Here is a 19,661-nt window from a genome sequence, read left to right on the forward strand (position 1 = left end):
ATTGTTGAAGATCCTAGTAATGTCTTACAGTACTTTATTCGAAGATCAGTTTTACCTTGCTTTCATTTTCCAATTGTTCTTGAACGAAATTTTTCAACTCTTCTTCATTGGTAAATTCATTCAAATCTCTTTCATACCATTCTTCTAGTCTTTCCTTCGTTATGTTATATTCTAAATCGCCAAAATTAAACTTTATCGAGTCAACATTTTGGATTAATGACAATAAAAATGTACCATTGTATATCACTGTTTCTTCGTAATCTTGTTCTATTTCTACATTATAATTTATGTTTATTCCATAAGGTTCTTCCTTAGTTTTAAGTTCAAACCCTTTTAAATGTTCACTGCTTGGTAAATAACTTAAAATGTGTGAAACCGCATTGTTATCACCAATATATGAATCGTTATATTGAAAAATATCTTCATTACTGACGTTACATCCATTTATGAATATTAATAGTAAAGCTGAAAACATTAACCTTTTTACTTTTCGCAATATATATCCCACATTAGCAAGCTTCCTTCTATTGTGAATTTTATCATGAAAATGCATAAGTTAAGAGTAAATAAAAAACGCATCTAATTTCTGAAACGCGCTTCGTTTGTTGAAGATTATTATTGAACTAACCCGTTACTTGAATAACAAATTAGTGTATATTACTTTTATTTGTTATCTAATTTTCTTTCGAGCAACTCTACTCGTTCTTTTAAAGAATATAATTCCTTTATTAACTCTGCATCACTGTTCTTCTTTGACTTAATTGTAGTATTATAGATTGATTTTAACCCCCAAAAAATCATTAAAAAGCATATTCCCAGTATGAACAAAATAATTAAAATACCAAATAAGGTGTCTAAAATAATACGTCAACTCCTACAAAATTAAACTTCATCTAAATTTTTCTTTTTAATGCACCATTACTACTTAATACGTTTTTATATTAATAAATGTTTCAATACTTTACAAATCTGTTTTTATCTTCTCCAATCTGGTCCTAACACGAAAAAAAACTTACCTTATATTCAAGATAAGCGCCAAATTCTTGAATAATTTAAGAACTTCTGTTAACTAGTATTTTGTTCAAAAATGATTTTATTGTCTTAACACAAACGGCTTAGAGTCTAATTCTGATCAATCACAGTACCTAAATCTTTTTTACGTTCTATGAATATCCCAGGATTACAAAATTGCCAGTGAAAATAAATTTTTATCCATGTTATTTTTAAGTATTTTGACAAGGTCCTTAATCTACCAATCGTATAAACTAGTGGATAAATGTAATAGAAAATAGGTGAAGTAAGTATGGAGTTAGCTAAATTATATAAGACATATCAACCATTTCTCTTTTCCATTGCATACCGGATGCTTGGATCAGTTTCCGACGCAGAAGATATTGTTCATGATTTATTCCTGCAGCTTAAGCTTGAGACTGACCAAATTAAGGACATGAAGGCATATCTTGCGAAAGTGACGACGAATCGCTGTCTAAACTTTTTAAATTCGTCCCGTAAGAGAAGAGAAATTTATACAGACCCTTGGTTGCCGGAGCCTCGGGTACACCAAACAGAGCAGCCTTTAGATAAGGTTTTAATAGATGAAACAGTTTCTTATGCGTTTCTCGTTTTGCTGGATCAACTATCACCTGTTGAAAGAGCAGTGTTCGTTCTTAGAGAAGCATTTGCTTATGACTATGGGGATATTGCTAGGATACTGGAAAAGACTGAGGTGAATTGTAGAAAAATTTATAGCCGCACTAAGCGGAAATTAAAGAATGATATGCCTGTCTATCCGGAGAATACTGAACATGTTGATCTCCTGGCAAAAACATTTATAAAAGCATCGATGACCCGAAATTTCGAGGGATTTATTGATATTCTTACAGACGATGTTGTACTTGTTACTGATGGTGGAGGCAAAGTGATTTCTGCATTAAATCCAATTGTAAATAAACAGCGTGTATCTGCCTTCCTTAAAGGAATTTCTGCTAAAGGAAGTTTCATAGGAGGACTTCTTCCGGTAATGGTCAATGGTCAAAGAGGAATCTTGCAAGTAAAAGATGGGCAGCCTACCAAAGTGATTTGTTTTGAGTTAGATTCAGAGCAAAGAAATATCCGGAAAATCTTTATAGTCAGTAACCCAGATAAATTAAAACACATCCTTATTCCTTAATACGGATAAACTGAGAGCTATTGTTCGGCTCTCATTATTTTTTTCTTATGTCACAAATTAATCCTCTATATTGTCATAATAGTGAAACCCTAAAAAATTATATGGAGGAGATAGACATGAAGCAACGTATAAACTATATGCAGACAAATCAGGAAATTGTCCGATTAATGAGACAACTGGAGGACTACAAAAAAACAACAGGATTTCATCGCAAATTAATTGAATTGATTAAAATTCGTGCCTCCCAAATTAACGGATGTGCGTACTGCTTAGATATGCATACAAAAGATGCCAGAGCAATTGGTGAAACCGAACAAAGAATTTACTGTTTGAGCGGTTGGAGAGAGTCACCATTTTATCTTGAAGAGGAAAGAGTAGCACTAGAATTAACCGAGGCAGTTACAAATATTTCCGCAAACGGTGTACCAGATGATCTGTATGAGCGGGTTCGCTTTCATTTTGATGAAAAACAATTTATCGATCTTGTTACCATAATCAACACGATCAACAGCTGGAATCGATTGGCTATTTCATCCCAAAGCATACCCGGACACTACAAACCTGCAACAGAAAAGTAATTTCACCAAAAAAATCCCTTGTATTTAGAATGGATACGAGGGATTTTTTCGCTTAGCTTTTTATTCCACAAAATGGCCTTATAAATGAAAAAGAGTGACATCTTTATGCAAGAATGGCGCTTATATTTCTGAAGATCACGATTAAATTAAAGCACCCGCTCATAGTATAAGGTTAGTCCGATTTTTTTGATTTGACCCATTTCGCAACAAAACAAGTGTATTCTGCTTCAGATATTTTTTTTTTGCCTTTTCTATGCGTTGCATATAATTAATTTCCTTTTAGGATAACAGATTTGCAAAAACATTTTGTTTATGAAATGACATTAACAAGTTTGTTTAGTGCTTCGTTAATTGGAGTAACTGGACGACCAAGAACTTTCTCAAAATCATTGCTTTCAACTTCTAGTGAACCATTCCGAATGCTTTCTTGAATTCCTACTACAATCGGAATCACAAAATCAGGCAACCCTAATCCTTTCATGATCTCTGCATATTTTTGGTCACTAACTTGTTGGACAGGTATTTCTTTATCCAATACATTACCAAGAGCAGATGCCAATTCTTCTTGAGTTAAAAGTGGACCAGAAAGTTCATACACTGTATTTTCGTGACCGTTTCCAACAAGAACTGCTGCTGCAGCATCTGCATAATCTTGTTGCAGCGCCCAACCTACTTTACCTTCTCCAGCAGAAGTTACCCATGGAGCTCCTGTAATAGCACCTTGAATGCTTCCAATTTCGTTTTCCAAATACCAATTGTTACGTAAGAAAGAATATGGGATACCTGTTTTAATGATGGCTGCTTCTGTTGCAACATGAGGTGGAGCCATTAAATTTTTACTTACTGTTGCATTGGCTATACTTGTGTAAGCAATAAATCTTACCCCTGAACGTTCAGCTGCTTGGACTGCATTAGCATGTTGTTGGATTCTTGTTTCATTGTCACCATCGGCAGAAATAATTAATAATCGGTCAATCCCTTTAAAAGCACTATTTAATGTTTCAGGATGGTCAAAATCACCTTGACGAACTTCCAGTCCACGATTACGAAGTTCCTCTGCTTTCTCTGGATTTCGGACACTCACCACCAAATTACTTGCAGGTACGGATTTCAATAATGATTCTACAACTTTTGAACCTAATTTTCCTGTTGCTCCAGTAACTAAAATTTTCATTAATATTCCCTCCAGTTAAATATCATCTGTAACAATACCTATTACATGTATTCATTTTAGTTACATGTAATCAATTTGTCAACATGTATAATAATATATATTATTTTGTTCGTATTTTGGTATAATAAACTTGTAATCAATATAATTACATGATGAAGATATAAAATAATATAAGGATTAGTTAATAAGGGTGGTGACTGAATATGTCCATCAGTAGTCGATTTGCAGTAGGAATTCATATATTGGCGCTAATTGAATTAAATAAAAAAGAAGTAACTTCTTCTGAATTTTTAGCTACGAGTGTTAACACGAACCCAGCCGTTATAAGAAAACTAATGGGAATGCTAAAAAAGGCTGGTTTGATAGAGGTACACCCAGGAATTGCAGGTGCAAAACTTGCAAAGGAACGATCATGTATCACTTTGTTCGACGTATATAAGGCAGTGAATGTTGTACAGGAAAATGAGTTGTTTAGCATACATGAACGTCCACATCCTGATTGTCCCGTAGGTAGGAACATCCAAAATACAATTGAACCATTATTCACAGCAGCACAATTGGCAATGGAGAAGGTTTTAAGAAATGTTACTTTAGAAGATGTTGTGAGAGACATTGCTACTAAAGAAAAGATCTGTTAGAAAAGGCATTCCGAAGGAATGTCTTTTCTCTTTCAACTTAAACTAACATGCCCGTAGTTTAAGTTGATTGCTTCACAGTTCTTAGTTGTTGTTCCACAATCTTGCCTGATTGATAAAGATAGAGATATGAATAGAATCCGGCACTTCTCTTCTTCTAGATGTGTTAATAACACTTATCGTTAGTTCCGGATATAATAAAAAACGTCTCAATCCCAGTACTATCAAGGGATTAAGACGTTTTTCACTCATTTTCAGTTGTGTTAATAGATATTTTACAAGATGTAGAATCATCAAGAATAATAGGGAGTTTCCTCCCTCTCTTAAAAACTGTTCGATATGATATCGAAGTGAAAAAGCATCTAACTAGCTAAATTAGAAATAATATAAAATTATATCTTCAACTCTCGTACTTGATTGGTGAATATTGTTATTGAACTACAATTTCGTTTTTATTATTTAATCGCTTGTAAATCCTCAATTAGTTATTTATATATTTCTCAAATATTGCTCCAAAATCTTTCTCATGGTATTTTTCACGAGCTGAAGTTAACCATTGAAAACTGAATTCTGTTAATCCTTTGTATGTATCTGCTAAATTGTTATCATCTGTTCTAGCATTTTGTAACACCGACACAGCTTTATCTAAACTTTGAGATGCAAAGTCTAAGGTTATTCCATTTTCATAGGTAATTTCTGAAATTTGAAGGAGTGCTTTATAAAGATCTTTTAATTGTTCGATTTGATCTTTTCTCACATCAATATCAATTCTTTCATTACCAATGTTGAATTTAATTTCGACATCCATATCAAGTTTTCCTGCTGTTTCAAGCATTACCCCTGATATTTTATGCTGAGAATATGGATAACGTTTTAACGTTCTTTTAGAGGAAGCCGCACTAGTACCATCTACATGGATAATCGCTAGATTAGTAAAGCAATATTCATCCGCCTTTGTTTTTATTAGAAAGTAAATTTTCTCCTGATCTTCATGCATAACATAATCATCAGCATCCGTTTTATCAAAGTCCGAAGGCTGGATTATTGTCCCAATATCAGACAAGCCTAACGCGTCTGCAGCAATTTTTTTAAACATTTTATCCCTTCCTCTCAAATATGTTGAAGAACTCCTAAATTATAACAACAAGGACTAGAAATTGGAACACTCTTTTTGACTGGCCACAACTCCGAAAAAAATAAATGAATAGCTAAACCAATGAAATATATGCTTCAGTAAAGGATTTTTATAAAACGTCACTTACTTATTAGTTACCGAGTTGTTCCGCCAAACCAATAAGAAGTCCTTCGATTCCACGAATGTAGCAGAGCCGATACGAGTCCTCGTACTGAACCACATCACCAACGAGCTGAGCACCATACCTAGTGAGTCTGGATACCATTTCATCAATGTCTTCAACGGTGAACATGACGCGAAGATAACCAAGGGCATTTACAGGAGCAGTCCGGTGATCTGATATAGTAGGTGGGGAGAGAAATTTCGAAAGTTCAAGTCGGCTGTGGCCATCCGGGGTAACCATCATAGCGATCTCTACGCATTGACTACCCAATCCGGTTACTCGACCAGCCCATTCACCTTCGACAGTGGCTCGCCCTTCGAGTTTCAAGCCAATCTCCTCAAAGAAAGAGATTGCGTCATCAAGGGATTCTACAACGATACCGACATTGTCCATTCTTAGTAATTTGTTTTTTTCCACAGTTTTATCTCCTTATCTGTAAAAATTTATTATTTGATCACCTTCATAATTATTGTATTGAAGAGTTACAAATTTCAAACAAAAAACACATTGTCATAGTTCAGAATAATAAAAAAAGTTTCAGTATTGTAAAATGTGAAATCAGGTTTTTGGGTATGTCATATACCATTATGCCCCTTTTGGTCGACCTGTAATTCCACTTGATACATAATGGCTCAGGTATCTGATTCAAAAACTACTGTCGTTGGTTCAACCGTTAATTAGAGAGCGATTACACCTTGTTAAAAATCACTGTTTATATCATATTTCTACTACTTTCATTAAATTCCTTTTTCCTTACGAACTCGTCTATAGTAAAAAAAACTTCACCTTGAGTAAACTTTAAAAAATAGAAAACACCGTGTGATTGTATCATCAATACGGTGTGTTTGATCCAATATAATTTTATTAGCTTCCCATTTTCCTACGTGTATTACTAGTTTTTTTGGCTTGCTGACTTTTCATCTTTTGATTTTGAGCTAATCCTTTATTTGCCTGTTTTCCATTTTGTTGAGCTTGTTTTTTATTTGCAAGTTGTTGTTTCATTAACTCCTGTAAGCTAACCTTTTTCTTTTCTGTTGGTTGTGTATTTTGTTCGTTATTATTTTCATGATTTGACATTGTGATATCTCCTTTATCGTTAAAAATACTTTATAAGCTTTAACAGTACTTTACAATCAATTATAATACAATATTAATAAATAAACTAAACATAATAGGGAATTTCTTTACACTGTACACTTTTATCCAATTGGATCAATATTTAACTTAGTCTAGTTAGATAGTATGTGACATGTCATCTTCAACACTCGGGCTCAGATTGTTGAGTTCACGATTGAAAATAAACTCCCGTTACTTTAACGATGATAATAATACAATATAGTTTAGTTATTAGTGTGGTATTGAATTATTTGCAAGATAAAAAGCCATAAATATACTAAAGCAACCTAATAAAATAAGAATTGTAAAAACAACCTTTTTCCCTATCTGTCCTATGAAATAGATGTTCACTAAAAGGGTATAGATAATCGCACTTCCACCAATAAAAAGCAAAAACTCTTTCGTGTCATCACTAGAAGGGAGTGGATTTGTCACATTACTTAATACTAACCCACAAAAAATGAATATACCTATCATATTTAGTAATTTTCTCATACTTATTTCTTTTTTGGTTACAATTTTGACGTTTCGAGACGTTTGGACATTGGTCTCCAAAATGACACCTCCACTGTTTAAGACATTAATAATTATACGGATAAAAAAATAAATGTTTCATAAATTCTCCATGTTACTTATTAAACGATCTTGCATGTTGACCATTTCAAACTTTCATTTCTCAATTACTAGATTAATTTGAACCTAAACAGAAATAAGCACCTTCCCTTATTCTAGAATGGCGCTTCTACTTTTACGATGGTCCTTTTTGGATTTCACTTTCTTCATTGAATATAATATATCTAACTTACCCTTAGTTGGTCTTAACTTTTTTCCTCATGTTAGTTCTAACGCTTGTTTTGCCATATTCAAGTACTCTTCACTACCTGATACAAATGCAAATTCTGCGATTGCAACAGGATATGCCGCTTCTAATTCAATAATATGTTCTTTCATTTTCGGCCAAACATATCCCCCTGCTTCTTTGTAGGCATTGAGTAATAATTTGAGCCCCTCTTCACCAAATGTCCTATAAAGTACGACGAAATCATTCGATACATCAGACACCTTTGCTTCAGTCCAATCAATCAAACCAGTTACGTTTCCTACTTGATCAATCAGAATATGACCTGCATGAACATCGCCGTGAATGAGTCCTGTTTTCTTTGGCCACATTTCATCATTACTTATCCATGACTGCCATCTGGCCCACAGCGAATCCCCTACTCCGATTTTATTGTTCACAGCATTCATTCTTTCTTTCATTGATTGTCTTGCTTCTTCAGGTGTTTGAACGGTTAACCCAACATTCTTCGCCTTTTCTATAGGAACATGATGCAAAGCTACAAGTGCTTTTCCAAGTGTCTTGTAAAAACAATCTGGCACATTGTTAATATCAAGTACCCACACGTAATTTTGTATCTCGTGATCAATTGTCCCCGCAGGAACTCCAGTTAACTTCTTATAAGCAATTAACTCGTCTGAATAAATTGACCAAAACGGTGCCTCAAAAACAGTAGTGTGCTCAGCTACCAAGTCTAGTGCTTTTTTCTCTTCCTTTGTTCTTGGCATAACATCTTCACGTCTAGGTAAGCGTAATACCCACTCTTTTTCTTGCTGATCAACAGCGAATACGACTTGAAAGTCCAGGCCTGATTCATTAAATTCTAAGGAATCAGGATTTAGGAACAGCCCCTGTCTAGCAGCAATCTCTAAAACTGTTTTTTTCGAGTTACTCATTTTATCACTTCCTACTCAAAATTTAAGGTCATGCGCATGTTTGTGGAAGATAAAGTGTGAAATTTCACAATAAATAGGTATTCGACATCATTTTCTTTACTCCTTTTCCTCAACCAAATGTCTTTTTAGAACACAAAAAAAGCAGTCGTATTAACCGCTTTTTCCCTTTCTAATAGATCATATGATAAAGAGCGCATACCTTATTCAAGAATAGAGCTGGATTGTAGAATGACAAAAACAGATTTTTTATGAATGGTCAGTTTAAAAAAGATTCTTTCCTATTAATCCGATGGGTACCAGAAAAATAATTATTGCCTCATCTTTATTTTAACTCCTCAAAATTCTTTCCAGTAACAAGGAAATACCCAATTAGAAATATTACCATATGGATAGGAAATGAATACAAATGGTTCCATTTTAATGATTGATAAAATCCAAGCCATTCAAAAAAAGGTTCCCCTACAAAAGAGCAAAAAATTGCGTAGAGAACCGCTTTTAAAATCGGAGAAATAGTTGGCTTTATTTGCACAAAAATTAGAAAAGTTATAGGAAGAAGACTTAGATCCCAAGGTACGAAAGATGGCAAGAAAGGCAGTGGTTCATATCGGTAATCCCAATACCCCAATTCTGAACCTAAAGAATCTAGAAATATTGAAATGAACATGATAAAAAATGCTCCATATAATAAACGATGTGTAGACTCCTTTTTTCTATATTTCCACCATAAAATCCAGGGAATAATTGAGAGGAAGATACAAAACCACCATTGCCAAGATAAAAACACATATTCAAACCATATATCATGATCTTTTTGATCAACCTTGACTAACTCCTTATATACATCATCTATTTTTTTTGCAGCTTCTTCTGGAATCATCATATCTAGTTCCTTTTATAAGTACTCCATCTAATTATCACCATATAAAAGATATTTTTTTCTAGAATCTTGGTAATTATTCAAAAATCTTCAACCAATGCTCATATAGTTATCTATCCTCTTTTTAAAAGGATAAAAAAGCACCATTCTTATACAAGAACAGCGCTCTACAGTTGAAGAATATATATTTATATTTGCTGGTTTCATAAGTAACTTATCAATCATATTGTAACTTCTCTTTGAGTTTCCCAATTGAAAATAAGATCTGTGAAATTAAATTACACAACAAGATTCCTACTAGACCTCCCATTGTATAAAGAAGAATGTCATCAACATCAAACTGCCCTGCTTTCAAGATGTATTGTGAAATTTCAATCGTTGATGCAGCCACTACTATGATTTGAAGTTTTCTTAATAGCTTTAGTTGCTTTAACAGTAGTGATAAGAATATACCTAGTGGTAAAAATGCCAAGATTTGTCCTAGAGTATTGTACAACACAATATCCAGATTGAAGTTGTTATGATTTAGAATGTAATGACTAATATTCTTAAGGGGGATAAAGTTCGTATTTAAACTAAACACATATTTATCAAAGATGCTAATATCACTACGAAGGTAGGGCATAAAATTGGAATGACCATCTCCGAGTGGTATATTACGTAAATCAGTTAGTATGCGTTTGATAAGAAGTTCTGATAACAGAACATATGTATACCATAAAAATAAGCACCATATGCCAAAATGAACAAACTTATAGAAAGGTACCAATGAATCTTGCATTCCTTTTCGAATTTTAGACTCTTTTCCGAAGGATTCAATAGCCTTTTCTATTGCCACAGTTTCACTAAAGCCCTCCATTTTGTATTCCTCTTTTAACATACCCAAGTGGTCAAGAAATTCTTCTTCTATCTCAAGTCTCTCTTTTTCATCACACTTCAAATCTTTGACTAAATTTTTTACGTAATCTTCAATGCTTTTCCCCATATTAATCCCTCCGAGCTAACTTTGATTAGTTCATTAACTTTTTTCCATTCTCCTAGTTTTCTACTTAGTTCTTTCTTACCACTATCAATGATCTTGTAATATTTTCTTCTGCCCCCATACTGGGAATCTTCCCAATAAGATTCAATCCACTCTTTTTTTTCTAATCTTTTTAAAGCTGGGTATAATGTTCCTTCGCTCATATTATAGAGGTCGTTACTATTTTCTTTTAATGTTTTAACAATCTCATATCCGTACATTTCTTTTTTAGAAAGAAGAGAAAGGATTAAAATATCGATACTTCCCTTCATAATTTCTTTGTCCATATAAACGTCCTCCTGGTAACTTTTTCAAGTCCATTGTATTACAATGTACATCGAATAACAAGAGTACTTTCAAATGATAAGCACAGTCCTTATTCAAGAATGCGCCTAATTGATGAAACTGATTATTTAAGTAAAACTATTTTCCTTTGTCTTTCTTTAATAGTTCAATGATTTCATCGTTTTGTTCGTTGTTTTTTTTCAACTTTCCGTCAATTGATAAGCAACTTATTGCTATTATTACAAGACTGATAGCTATAATAAACACCAAGATTCTTCTCCCTTTTTTGCACCTTTTATAGATAGTTTATTACTTCCATTTATACTTTTCCGTTCTTGCGCTTCGTTTGTGACTCGAAATTCAACAATTGACATAAGTTGAAACTATATTTCTACACTCGCGAAAAAAAGATCCTTCTTTAAAAAAGATGCCTTATGTAAAAATTTCGTATTTGGCAATTAGTAACACTGTATAAATGTTGCATTTTTTCATGATTTAATCAAACATATATATTTTGTTTCTAAAGCTAATGCTTAACACTAATCCTAGAGCTAACATATTCCCTATCATAGAACTTCCACCATAGCTTATTAAAGGAAGTGGTATTCCGGTAATGGGAAGTAATCCAATAGTCATACCAATATTTTGGAATGCGTGAAAAGTAATCATGGTAATAACCCCAATACATATGTATGAAGAATATTGATCTTTTATATCTAATGAAAGTTTAACTATTCTATAAATTAATAAAAAATATAAAGAAATTACAATTGCTGCACCATAAAATCCAAACCTATTGGCAATGACACTAAAAATGAAATCAGTGTGACTTTCAGGTATATGGACCGGATTATCTGTAATTCCATGTAATTGACCAGAGCCAATTCCTAATAAAGATTGATATAAATGATAGCCTTCTCCTTGTCTATAAGTTTCTGGGTCTAACCACGCATAGATCCTACCTAATTGATACTTTTTAATCCCAAATGAAGAAATAATATCGGGTTGATAGATTATTAAATAGATCAAAGCTCCACCTATTATACTAATACTTAAAAATACCGGAGTAATAATTTTCCATGATATCCCTGATATAAAAACTAATCCACAATAAATAGAAATTAGAACTAATGACGTACCAAGGTCTGGTTGCTGCATTATTAATATGATAGGTATCATGGTGGTAATAGTCATTTTTACTAATAGGGATAGATCATCTTTAATACTAGCATTTGCATGACTTGATTTCTTAATAATATAACTAAGGGATATAATTAAAGATATCTTTGTGATTTCAGAAGATTGAAAAGATATGCCAGGTAGTGTAAACCAGCTTTTAGCACCATTTATCTCCCTCGCAATTGATTCAGGAGCTATTATCAAAAATACTAAAAGAAGTATTGAAAACGAATATATGTACCACCTAAGTTTTTGGATTTGTTCCATATCAAAGTACATTACACCAATAATTATAAAACCACCTATTATGTACCAAATTATCTGTTTAACAAGAAAATTCTCGGTTAATTCCCCTATGATCTGTGCATTATATATAGCTATACAGCTAACGAGGAAGAAAAGTATTAATAGTAAAATTAAACTGTAATCAAAATTATTATTTCTATGATTTTCCATTCATTAAACTCCTTGATAATTATGTTTCCTTTAAAAGAAAATCGGATACTAAAAATTATTTACTCTAGAAGATTCATTTAGCGATATCATTCACACAAACTATTAATCTGTTCGCACAACATATTCCTTTACTTTATCACTATTGTCAAAATCAATTACTAACCATTCACTGTCAATAGAAATAATGCCTCTTTCATTTCCAAGATAATAAACAATATTTTTGTCATTTTTAAAATATTCTGTGTCAGTTGGTGGACCTAGTAATGTCATAACTTCACTTTTAGTCTTTCCTTTCAAATCATATGTGCTTATTAAATCATCTACCATGTACACTCTGTCAGACATATTTTCAACCCATTTTTCTGTTGTGAAATTCGTTTTATATTCATTTATCCCTAACATGACTGCACAGATGAAAAAAGGTATAGTACCCATAATAATGATAAAGTTAAGATTCTCCTTTGCTTTCCTATCATTTTTTATATCGACTCGTTTCCATATAATTAGTATAGTTAATAGAAATAAAATAAATGGTAGGAGAATAGCAGGAACACTTATCATACTATACGAAGACTGTGCAAGAATAATAAATAGGATGTAACCAAGATACAGTAGCCCGTACAAATATCCGAATATAATAGAAAAGCAACCAAACTTCCATTTGTTTTGTGTCATATGAAACTCCTTTTTATTTCTTTTTAATACACTTTAAATTTTAACATAATTATCCAAAAATGTTATTACTTATCAAATTTAACTCTTGATAGTTTAAGGTACCCCTTCACAACCTTCAATTCATTCTACTGGGATCTTCGCCAGTCTGGCCATAAAAATAAAAAAGCACTTACCTTTATTTAAGATAAGCACTCGCTTGTTGAATAGCATTTTTAATTGTATAGTATCGTTTTACTACGCAGCTGGAAAGTTGTTCTTCTTAAAGATAAGTTCTCTACAGTTCAAAAAGAGATATGGGTGAATCCTTTACATCTTCCTCGCATATTTTACTAACTAGCTGCCAAAACTTATTTTTCGGTCCAAGCCTATTACAATTTTCATATTGAGGCTTTGAATATTGCATTAAACCCTAATAAATTTTTCAGAGGTAACTAATTATTATGTCGTTTGTTAACTTCAATCGTAATGAACTCCGGCAAATAGTTGGGAGTACATCCTTTTGCTACCATTTCATCTTTGTAAAGACCCGTTATCTCACCAAGTTTAATACAACGTGCACGATTCTTTTCATCATAAACGCCTATCCAGCCTGCGGTGAAATTCATAGCCCATTGAACTTCCGGTTCTTCCTGCGTTATATTAGCTTCTATTGCAGATAGCAAGTCTGCCGTGTTATCAGGCGGTGTTTGTCCAGTCCATCTCAATCGCGCTTGATAATACCAGAAAGTTCGCCTTTGAAGAGCAGAAGGACTATTTTCCCATGATTCCATCAATGCAATTTTTTTCTTGTCTTTGGTGAGCTGATTCGCCATTAACCAATCCATTAAGTTATTTCGCTCATTAAAAGTGTGAATCTGCATATCCTTATCCAGATTATTTAGCACATCTTGTGAAAGAAGTTTTTTGTCCATAATTAAGATTGCTAATAGTCTGGGCAAAAACTCTTCGGTTGACCAAAGTTCCATAGCTAGTTCGTGGTCTTTTTTAATGTCCTTCGCGATTTTTCGTAAGTCGCCTAGCTTAGTTTTACTATTGATCTGAGATAGAATGTTTTCTGCTTTTGAAGAGCGTTTTATTTCTGTATCTTTTTTTTCATCCATTTTATACAACTCCTTTAGTAAAGCACCGTTTCATAATATGTCCTTGACGGGATATATCAAGATCTTAATTTTGTTATAAGTCTTATTGCAGTGGTGTACCTCCAAAGTTTACCTTTTTTAATAATGTAGCAAAGCTTTTTTCCAATTATAATATAAGAGCAACCATCTTTAATATAATAATAACATTTACTTCCTATTAATTAGATACGAAAAGAGCATTCCTTTTTATAGAAAAGCCCCGTTACTTCAATAAGAATAACTAATCTTCTGAATCTAATTTATCTTGCTGATTAACTTTGTATATCGTTTTCAGTGTGTTGTTTATATTATTTAGGCTTAATAATATAAAGCCAAGCATTATAAAGGTTATAATTTCTCCTGTAAAAAAAGCAATGACACCTAAAATCAAGAAGTAAAAACTGTACCCCCAATTATTCCTTCACAAAACTCCCCATTTCTTTATTCATTAATTCTATCTCTAATAACCAACTTCTTCCACTAAACTTGCCCGTTAGCTTAAGGACATTTTTTCACAAAGTCACCTAATAATCATCATATTTATTGCGCAATATGTGTCTACTGCATACTTAACAGAGATCTTCCACAATCGGGTCAGTATGCGGAAGAAAGAGATATGTTTAGAATCTGATGTATCATTCCTCTAGAGGTGTTAATAACGCATATCCTTAGTTTCTGCACACTAAAAAACGCCTCAATCCCAGTATTATCAAGAAATTAAGACGTTTAACTACTCATTTCCAGTTGTATTAATAAATATTTCACCCGAAGTTAAGAAGCTGCCAAAAGGGGGTACCATTGCTGCACAGCACACCCCTACTGTTCAACAGTGCCGTATTTCACAAAAAATATCCGGTACCCCAAAGGATAGGGGCACCGGATAGATGACTAAAATCGTTATTGTATTGATTTATCTTAAGGTTGCTAATCAATGCATCATCATTTCTTCAGCGACTTCCTCACCGCTTAGATCAGAGAAGTAATAAGTCGGCCAGTTGGTAACTTCTTCAAGCAGTGCTTCCCGGTCATCTCCCCAATATAAGTGATAGTGATGTGCATCGGTTGGCTCGATGCTGTGATCACTGAACTGGATATAGGCTGGCATTTTTCCTTCCTGTTCTTCAGAAAGTTTGAAAATGTACCGCACTCCTCGGTTTCCTTTTTCATAGGTCAGCACTTCGTATCCGTCATAGACGTAGCTTCCTGACGACTTTTCGCCATCTTCAAAGAAGGTAAACGTATCTCCCTCAATGATAATGCGATCCACGGCTGTTTTATAACCGATTGTATAGTATTCTTTGTATTCCTCAGCTGTCATATCTCCCTCTTCTGCTTTATGGGCGAATACTTCGTCTAATGTTCCATCAAGTAAATAAGGGTAGACGGATTGCCAGTCACCTTCCCAGTCGGATAACTTACGATCTTTAATTTGATCATCTTCGAAATATCCATCATGGATTTTTTGTGCCTCTTCGTCTAATTCATGGTTGTGCTCGTGACTATGATCATGATCGTGATCATCAACTTCCACAGCAGCAGAATCTGCCAATGCAGTCGTCAATTGAGTTAGATTCTGACGCATTAACGTGAAATAGTCCTCTTCATTTTCGATATCATCTTCTGTTAAAACGGAAAGATTATGAAGTCGAAGGGATTCTGCGCCAATTTCTTCTCTGACGACATCCGCTACTTTTGTTGTTATGTTCTGTTCGAAAAAGACGTAGTGTAACCCATATTGATCGGCTGTTTCAATAATATTCTCCAACTCTTTTTGTGAAGGCTCATCAGTTGGGCTTAAGCCAGAGACAGCAATTTGATGTACATCGTATGCTTCCTCCCAATAACCATAAGCTGCATGAGAGACAATGAAGTGATTGCCTGGCGTCTCTTTCAATTGAGTGGAGAATTCTTCATGAAGTCCCTCAAGCTCCCCTTTTAGTGACTCGAAATTCTCATTAAAAAATTCTTCTTTTTCAGGCCTTAACTCTACTAACATATCTTTTACATTTTCGGCTAGTTTAATAGAACGAATTGGATCAAGCCACACGTGCGGGTCCTGATCTCCATGATCGTGGTCATGGTCGTGGTCATGGTCGTGATCACTCTCATTCAACTCAATTCCCTCGGCAGCTTCGATGATTTTTACATCTTCTGATTCAACCGCATTTGCGATTTTTTCAGCATAAGTCTCTAATCCCGCACCATTAAAAATAAATGCATCTGCTTCTGCAATGTTTATCATTTCTTTTGAAGTCGGCTCGTATGTATGTGAGTCAGAACCAGGGGGCAAAATCGATTCGACCACCGCTTCTTCGCCTGCAATCTGTTCTGCAAAAAACTGCAGTGGATATACCGTTGTATAAATTTTCAACTGTTCGGCTGAAGAAGATTCCTCCTCCTCACCGCTAGTTCTATTTGCATTGTCTCCACCACATGCAGTAAGGAATAAAACAATCAATAAACTAGGAAAAGCCATCCATATTTTTCTCATATGTATCCTCCTCTTTATTTTCACATAAAACAATATATCGTAATCATTACGATTTGTAAATAGTAATAGTTCCTTTTTAGGACAATTTCGTTCAGGTGTGTAGAGGTTGTTAAATTCGGTACAAAATATTTTAGAAGACACATCCTAGACAAAACATGATAAAAGAAATCACACCCTTATCAAGATTAGCGCTTTATAATAACCTAGGTTTTTCTTCCCAGAGTCATTTCAATAAAATGTTCAAACAATACACTGAACTTACACAAAAGGAATACCGTCTAAAATATTTTCGGAACAACTGGACCAAATAATGCAAAATACCGGATGAAAGAATATCTCTCATCCGGTGTGTATCCTTCTTATACAAAATATAGGAGTCCTAACAATATTATTATTTATTAAAAGGTTAATTAAAAAAGGTAAAGCTGTCCCTTATAAAAGGACATATTTTACAAGGATAATTAATACTACATCACATTTCTCACATTAAATCATTCCCATTATAAAAACCTCTCTTATTCAAGAATATGGCCTTATAAATGAAAAAGAGCGACATCCTTATTCAAGAATGACGCTTGATTGTCTAAGATAACAAATATTTACTATAAGCTAGTTTTGTTATGAAGTCATCGTAGGATAGATATATGTAACTTTTGTTGTCGTAACACACGTATTGAGATTTGTTATTCTCTCCTCAATTGAAAATGAAGAATAAAGGGTATCTATAATTAGATATGTTAGTATTGCTGAAAAACTAATAAATATTCCTACTGCACGTTTCATTATTTCCACCTCTTAAAACCACTTTTATACAAGTTTAATATAAAAAGGAAAACTTAATCTTTATAATAAAAAAAGCGAATATCCTTATTCAAGAACAACGCTTTATTGCTGAAGATCATTATTCAATCCCGTTTAGCGTAATTACATTAATTCACATTCTTAATCTCCAGACCGTGACATTTGAAGTTATAATCAGGATTTTTCCTAACCTCTTCTTTCTGAAGTTCATACATGGCTATTTTATAGTTGATTTCTTCCAAGTGTTTTAAGCTTTCGTCAATTTTCTTCTGCACTTCCAATTTATGCTGTATCAACATTTCTTCTCTTTGCAAGAAGGTAGGATTTCCCAATTCATAAAGTTCCTTATATTCTTTTATCTTAGAAAGAGACATTCCTGTTTCTTTAAGACAACGAATAAAAGAAAGCCAATCTATTTGTTGTTCGTTATAAACTCTATGACCTTTTTCATCACGAGATATATTTGGTAATATCCCTTGCTCTTCATAAAATCTAAGTGATTTTGCAGATATATTTAAATTCTCCACTACATATTTCATCGAATACAACATTTTACTTGTCCCACCTTTTAGTTACAGATACTGTAACTTAAATGTATCACAAAGGAGAATAAAAACACAACAAAACTGTGTATAATCATATGAAAATTAATACTTGACTTACCCTTACGTTAACAAATTACACTAGAGTAGAACTTGAAATAAGAGCGTTGTGATGGTTCAGAATGGATAAATTAGTAGTCAGTTCAACTCAACATTAAAAAAATAGTAGATAGAGAGGTTAAAGAAATGAATCAAAAGTACAGTAGGTTATTTGAATCTTTCACATTCAGAAGTGGAATAACAATTAAGAATAGAATCGTCATGGCACCTATGACAACCTGGTCAAGTAATGACGACCTTACCATCTCGGATGACGAGGTAAAGTATTACAAACAAAGAGTAAATGGGGTAGGACTCGTCATTACAGGTTGTACTCATGTTACACCTAATGGGCAAGGTTTTACGAATGAATTTGCTGGATACAACAATGAATTTACTCCAAGTTTACGAAAATTAGCTGATGCAGCGAAAAGTGGAGGCTCCCCTGCCATTCTACAAGTTTTTCATGCAGGTAATAAAGCCTTGCCTGAATTGGATGCAGTTAGTGCTAGTGCATTGCAACCCGAAGTTACTAATTTAGGTTCAACTTCAATAACTAGAGAGTTATCACATGAGGAAATCTTGTTGATTATTCGTGCTTTTGGCGACACAACGAGACGAGCGATTGAAGCTGGATTTGATGGCGTCGAAATTCATGGGGCTCATGGATTTTTAATTCAAAATTTCTGGTCGCCAGCGACCAATCAACGGACGGACCAATGGGGAGGTTCACTAGAAAATCGATTACGTTTTCCATTGGCAATCATTGAAGAAATCAAAAAGGTAATTGAAAAACATGCTACAAAACCATTCATTTTAGGATATCGATTTTCCCCTGAAGAATCCTCTAAAGAGGACGGATTACGTATGAAAGACACGTATGAATTAATTGATTTCCTTGTTGAACAAAATTTAGATTATATACACGCTTCATTAGATAATGTGTCTTCAAAGCCAGTAGATAGTCAAGACGAAAAAACACGCCTTGAATTGATTCTTGAAAAAGCCAACAGTAAGGTACCTGTATTGGCTGCTGGTTCCATAGTAACACCAGATGATGCTCTTAAAACTATGGAATTAGGACTACCACTAATCGCCATTGGGCATGCGTTAATTATGAATCCTGATTGGGTTGAAAAGGTCGCAAATGGACGTGAAGCCGAGGTCGCTTCTGAGTTGGACGTATCGAAACTTGACCAGCTTAATATTCCTGAAAAACTTTGGAATGTCATTCAAGCAATGCCAGGTTGGTTTAATATTGGTAAAAAATAAAGTAGTCCTATGGGCTACTTTTCAGGCTGTCGAGAAACCTCGGCAGCCTATTATTTTTATCTGAATACTTTAACTTTTCACCGCGTTAATTTGGTATAATATAGATAACTAATTGGGAGGGTGATATTTATGTTCAATAC

Annotated in this window: 21 protein-coding genes; 4 read left to right on the plus strand and 17 right to left on the minus strand. The window is 33.7% G+C overall.

From position 1 onward, the window contains the following. Positions 1-34: 34 nt before the first annotated feature. Positions 35-508 carry a DUF4825 domain-containing protein gene (locus LC095_RS24765; RefSeq protein WP_226530624.1) on the minus strand — a complete coding sequence of 158 codons (474 nt, stop codon included), beginning with the start codon at positions 506-508 and terminating at the stop codon, positions 35-37. A 795-nt stretch (positions 509-1,303) separates the two neighbouring features. Here LC095_RS24765 and LC095_RS24770 point away from each other — a divergent pair. Both LC095_RS24770 and LC095_RS24775 read left to right on the plus strand, forming a co-directional pair. Next, a complete protein-coding gene (locus tag LC095_RS24770) occupies positions 1,304-2,170 on the plus strand; it encodes an RNA polymerase sigma-70 factor (RefSeq protein WP_226530625.1) in 867 nt (288 codons plus the stop codon). Between the two features lie 116 nt (positions 2,171-2,286). Next, positions 2,287-2,748 (plus strand): carboxymuconolactone decarboxylase family protein, encoded by a 462-nt coding sequence (locus LC095_RS24775; protein ID WP_226530626.1) that lies wholly within the window; start codon positions 2,287-2,289, stop codon positions 2,746-2,748. A 310-nt stretch (positions 2,749-3,058) separates the two neighbouring features. Here the strand turns inward: LC095_RS24775 and LC095_RS24780 are convergent, their stop codons facing one another. Beyond that, positions 3,059-3,922, minus strand: coding sequence for an SDR family oxidoreductase (locus LC095_RS24780; protein ID WP_226530627.1), 864 nt, complete (start codon positions 3,920-3,922; stop codon positions 3,059-3,061). Positions 3,923-4,125: 203 nt separating this feature from the next. Here LC095_RS24780 and LC095_RS24785 point away from each other — a divergent pair, with 203 nt between their 5' ends. Beyond that, the gene (locus tag LC095_RS24785; RefSeq protein ID WP_226530628.1) at positions 4,126-4,560 is read left to right on the plus strand and encodes an Rrf2 family transcriptional regulator; all 435 of its coding nucleotides are present in this window, start codon (positions 4,126-4,128) and stop codon (positions 4,558-4,560) included. An 81-nt stretch (positions 4,561-4,641) separates the two neighbouring features. Here LC095_RS24785 and LC095_RS24790 read toward each other — a convergent pair whose 3' ends face one another. The 15 genes from LC095_RS24790 to LC095_RS24860 all read right to left on the minus strand — a co-directional run bounded on the left by LC095_RS24790 (position 4,642) and on the right by LC095_RS24860 (position 18,147). Beyond that, on the minus strand, positions 4,642-4,851 hold the full coding sequence (locus tag LC095_RS24790; RefSeq protein ID WP_226530629.1) for a hypothetical protein: 210 nt from the start codon (positions 4,849-4,851) through the stop codon (positions 4,642-4,644). Positions 4,852-5,038: 187 nt separating this feature from the next. Further along, positions 5,039-5,653 carry a PH domain-containing protein gene (locus LC095_RS24795; protein WP_226530630.1) on the minus strand — a complete coding sequence of 205 codons (615 nt, stop codon included), beginning with the start codon at positions 5,651-5,653 and terminating at the stop codon, positions 5,039-5,041. Positions 5,654-5,822: 169 nt separating this feature from the next. After that, positions 5,823-6,272: a VOC family protein gene (locus LC095_RS24800; RefSeq protein ID WP_226530631.1), complete on the minus strand. Its 450-nt coding sequence runs from the start codon at positions 6,270-6,272 to the stop codon at positions 5,823-5,825. A 447-nt stretch (positions 6,273-6,719) separates the two neighbouring features. Beyond that, on the minus strand, positions 6,720-6,932 hold the full coding sequence (locus LC095_RS24805; protein ID WP_078433641.1) for a hypothetical protein: 213 nt from the start codon (positions 6,930-6,932) through the stop codon (positions 6,720-6,722). A gap of 270 nt (positions 6,933-7,202) precedes the next feature. After that, positions 7,203-7,526: a hypothetical protein gene (locus LC095_RS24810; protein WP_226530632.1), complete on the minus strand. Its 324-nt coding sequence runs from the start codon at positions 7,524-7,526 to the stop codon at positions 7,203-7,205. Positions 7,527-7,802: 276 nt separating this feature from the next. Next, positions 7,803-8,705 (minus strand): macrolide 2'-phosphotransferase, encoded by a 903-nt coding sequence (locus LC095_RS24815; protein WP_226530633.1) that lies wholly within the window; start codon positions 8,703-8,705, stop codon positions 7,803-7,805. A 322-nt stretch (positions 8,706-9,027) separates the two neighbouring features. Further along, entirely contained in the window at positions 9,028-9,582 is a 555-nt protein-coding gene (locus tag LC095_RS24820; RefSeq protein ID WP_226530634.1) for a CBO0543 family protein, read from the minus strand. Between the two features lie 217 nt (positions 9,583-9,799). Beyond that, positions 9,800-10,567: a VanZ family protein gene (locus LC095_RS24825; protein WP_226530635.1), complete on the minus strand. Its 768-nt coding sequence runs from the start codon at positions 10,565-10,567 to the stop codon at positions 9,800-9,802. Further along, positions 10,540-10,890 (minus strand): PadR family transcriptional regulator, encoded by a 351-nt coding sequence (locus tag LC095_RS24830; protein WP_226530636.1) that lies wholly within the window; start codon positions 10,888-10,890, stop codon positions 10,540-10,542. Before LC095_RS24830 ends, LC095_RS24825 begins: the two co-directional genes overlap by 28 nt. 493 nt (positions 10,891-11,383) lie before the next feature. Next, positions 11,384-12,523 (minus strand): FtsW/RodA/SpoVE family cell cycle protein, encoded by a 1,140-nt coding sequence (locus LC095_RS24835; protein WP_226530637.1) that lies wholly within the window; start codon positions 12,521-12,523, stop codon positions 11,384-11,386. A gap of 102 nt (positions 12,524-12,625) precedes the next feature. Then, complete coding sequence (locus LC095_RS24840) at positions 12,626-13,198, minus strand: hypothetical protein (RefSeq protein ID WP_226530638.1); 573 nt, start codon at positions 13,196-13,198, stop codon at positions 12,626-12,628. Positions 13,199-13,629: 431 nt separating this feature from the next. Next, entirely contained in the window at positions 13,630-14,298 is a 669-nt protein-coding gene (locus tag LC095_RS24845; RefSeq protein WP_226530639.1) for a DNA alkylation repair protein, read from the minus strand. A 946-nt stretch (positions 14,299-15,244) separates the two neighbouring features. Continuing rightward, complete coding sequence (locus LC095_RS24850; RefSeq protein ID WP_226530640.1) at positions 15,245-16,807, minus strand: metal ABC transporter solute-binding protein, Zn/Mn family; 1,563 nt, start codon at positions 16,805-16,807, stop codon at positions 15,245-15,247. A gap of 618 nt (positions 16,808-17,425) precedes the next feature. Beyond that, positions 17,426-17,590, minus strand: a complete 165-nt coding sequence (locus LC095_RS24855) for a hypothetical protein (RefSeq protein ID WP_226530641.1) — start codon at positions 17,588-17,590, stop codon at positions 17,426-17,428. A gap of 146 nt (positions 17,591-17,736) precedes the next feature. Continuing rightward, complete coding sequence (locus LC095_RS24860) at positions 17,737-18,147, minus strand: MerR family transcriptional regulator (RefSeq protein WP_264196194.1); 411 nt, start codon at positions 18,145-18,147, stop codon at positions 17,737-17,739. 249 nt (positions 18,148-18,396) lie between these two features. Between LC095_RS24860 and LC095_RS24865 the strand changes: the two genes are divergently transcribed. Beyond that, complete coding sequence (locus tag LC095_RS24865) at positions 18,397-19,521, plus strand: NADH-dependent flavin oxidoreductase (RefSeq protein ID WP_226530643.1); 1,125 nt, start codon at positions 18,397-18,399, stop codon at positions 19,519-19,521. Positions 19,522-19,661 lie beyond the last annotated feature (140 nt).

The sequence above is a fragment of the Metabacillus niabensis genome (genome assembly GCF_020524345.1).
In the GTDB taxonomy this organism is placed as follows: domain Bacteria; phylum Bacillota; class Bacilli; order Bacillales; family Bacillaceae; genus Metabacillus; species Metabacillus niabensis_B.

Coding starts and splice junctions, on each gene's coding strand:
- LC095_RS24780 (WP_226530627.1), bottom strand. CDS start 3,922: ATGAAAATTTTAGTTACTGGAGCAACAGGAAAATTAGGTTCAAAAGTT.
- LC095_RS24775 (WP_226530626.1), top strand. CDS start 2,287: ATGAAGCAACGTATAAACTATATGCAGACAAATCAGGAAATTGTCCGA.
- LC095_RS24860 (WP_264196194.1), bottom strand. CDS start 18,147: ATGAAATATGTAGTGGAGAATTTAAATATATCTGCAAAATCACTTAGA.
- LC095_RS24790 (WP_226530629.1), bottom strand. CDS start 4,851: ATGATTCTACATCTTGTAAAATATCTATTAACACAACTGAAAATGAGT.
- LC095_RS24830 (WP_226530636.1), bottom strand. CDS start 10,890: ATGGACAAAGAAATTATGAAGGGAAGTATCGATATTTTAATCCTTTCT.
- LC095_RS24855 (WP_226530641.1), bottom strand. CDS start 17,590: ATGAAACGTGCAGTAGGAATATTTATTAGTTTTTCAGCAATACTAACA.
- LC095_RS24840 (WP_226530638.1), bottom strand. CDS start 13,198: ATGACACAAAACAAATGGAAGTTTGGTTGCTTTTCTATTATATTCGGA.
- LC095_RS24865 (WP_226530643.1), top strand. CDS start 18,397: ATGAATCAAAAGTACAGTAGGTTATTTGAATCTTTCACATTCAGAAGT.
- LC095_RS24795 (WP_226530630.1), bottom strand. CDS start 5,653: ATGTTTAAAAAAATTGCTGCAGACGCGTTAGGCTTGTCTGATATTGGG.
- LC095_RS24825 (WP_226530635.1), bottom strand. CDS start 10,567: ATGGGGAAAAGCATTGAAGATTACGTAAAAAATTTAGTCAAAGATTTG.
- LC095_RS24805 (WP_078433641.1), bottom strand. CDS start 6,932: ATGTCAAATCATGAAAATAATAACGAACAAAATACACAACCAACAGAA.
- LC095_RS24850 (WP_226530640.1), bottom strand. CDS start 16,807: ATGAGAAAAATATGGATGGCTTTTCCTAGTTTATTGATTGTTTTATTC.
- LC095_RS24785 (WP_226530628.1), top strand. CDS start 4,126: ATGTCCATCAGTAGTCGATTTGCAGTAGGAATTCATATATTGGCGCTA.
- LC095_RS24820 (WP_226530634.1), bottom strand. CDS start 9,582: ATGATTCCAGAAGAAGCTGCAAAAAAAATAGATGATGTATATAAGGAG.
- LC095_RS24835 (WP_226530637.1), bottom strand. CDS start 12,523: ATGGAAAATCATAGAAATAATAATTTTGATTACAGTTTAATTTTACTA.
- LC095_RS24815 (WP_226530633.1), bottom strand. CDS start 8,705: ATGAGTAACTCGAAAAAAACAGTTTTAGAGATTGCTGCTAGACAGGGG.
- LC095_RS24845 (WP_226530639.1), bottom strand. CDS start 14,298: ATGGATGAAAAAAAAGATACAGAAATAAAACGCTCTTCAAAAGCAGAA.
- LC095_RS24770 (WP_226530625.1), top strand. CDS start 1,304: ATGGAGTTAGCTAAATTATATAAGACATATCAACCATTTCTCTTTTCC.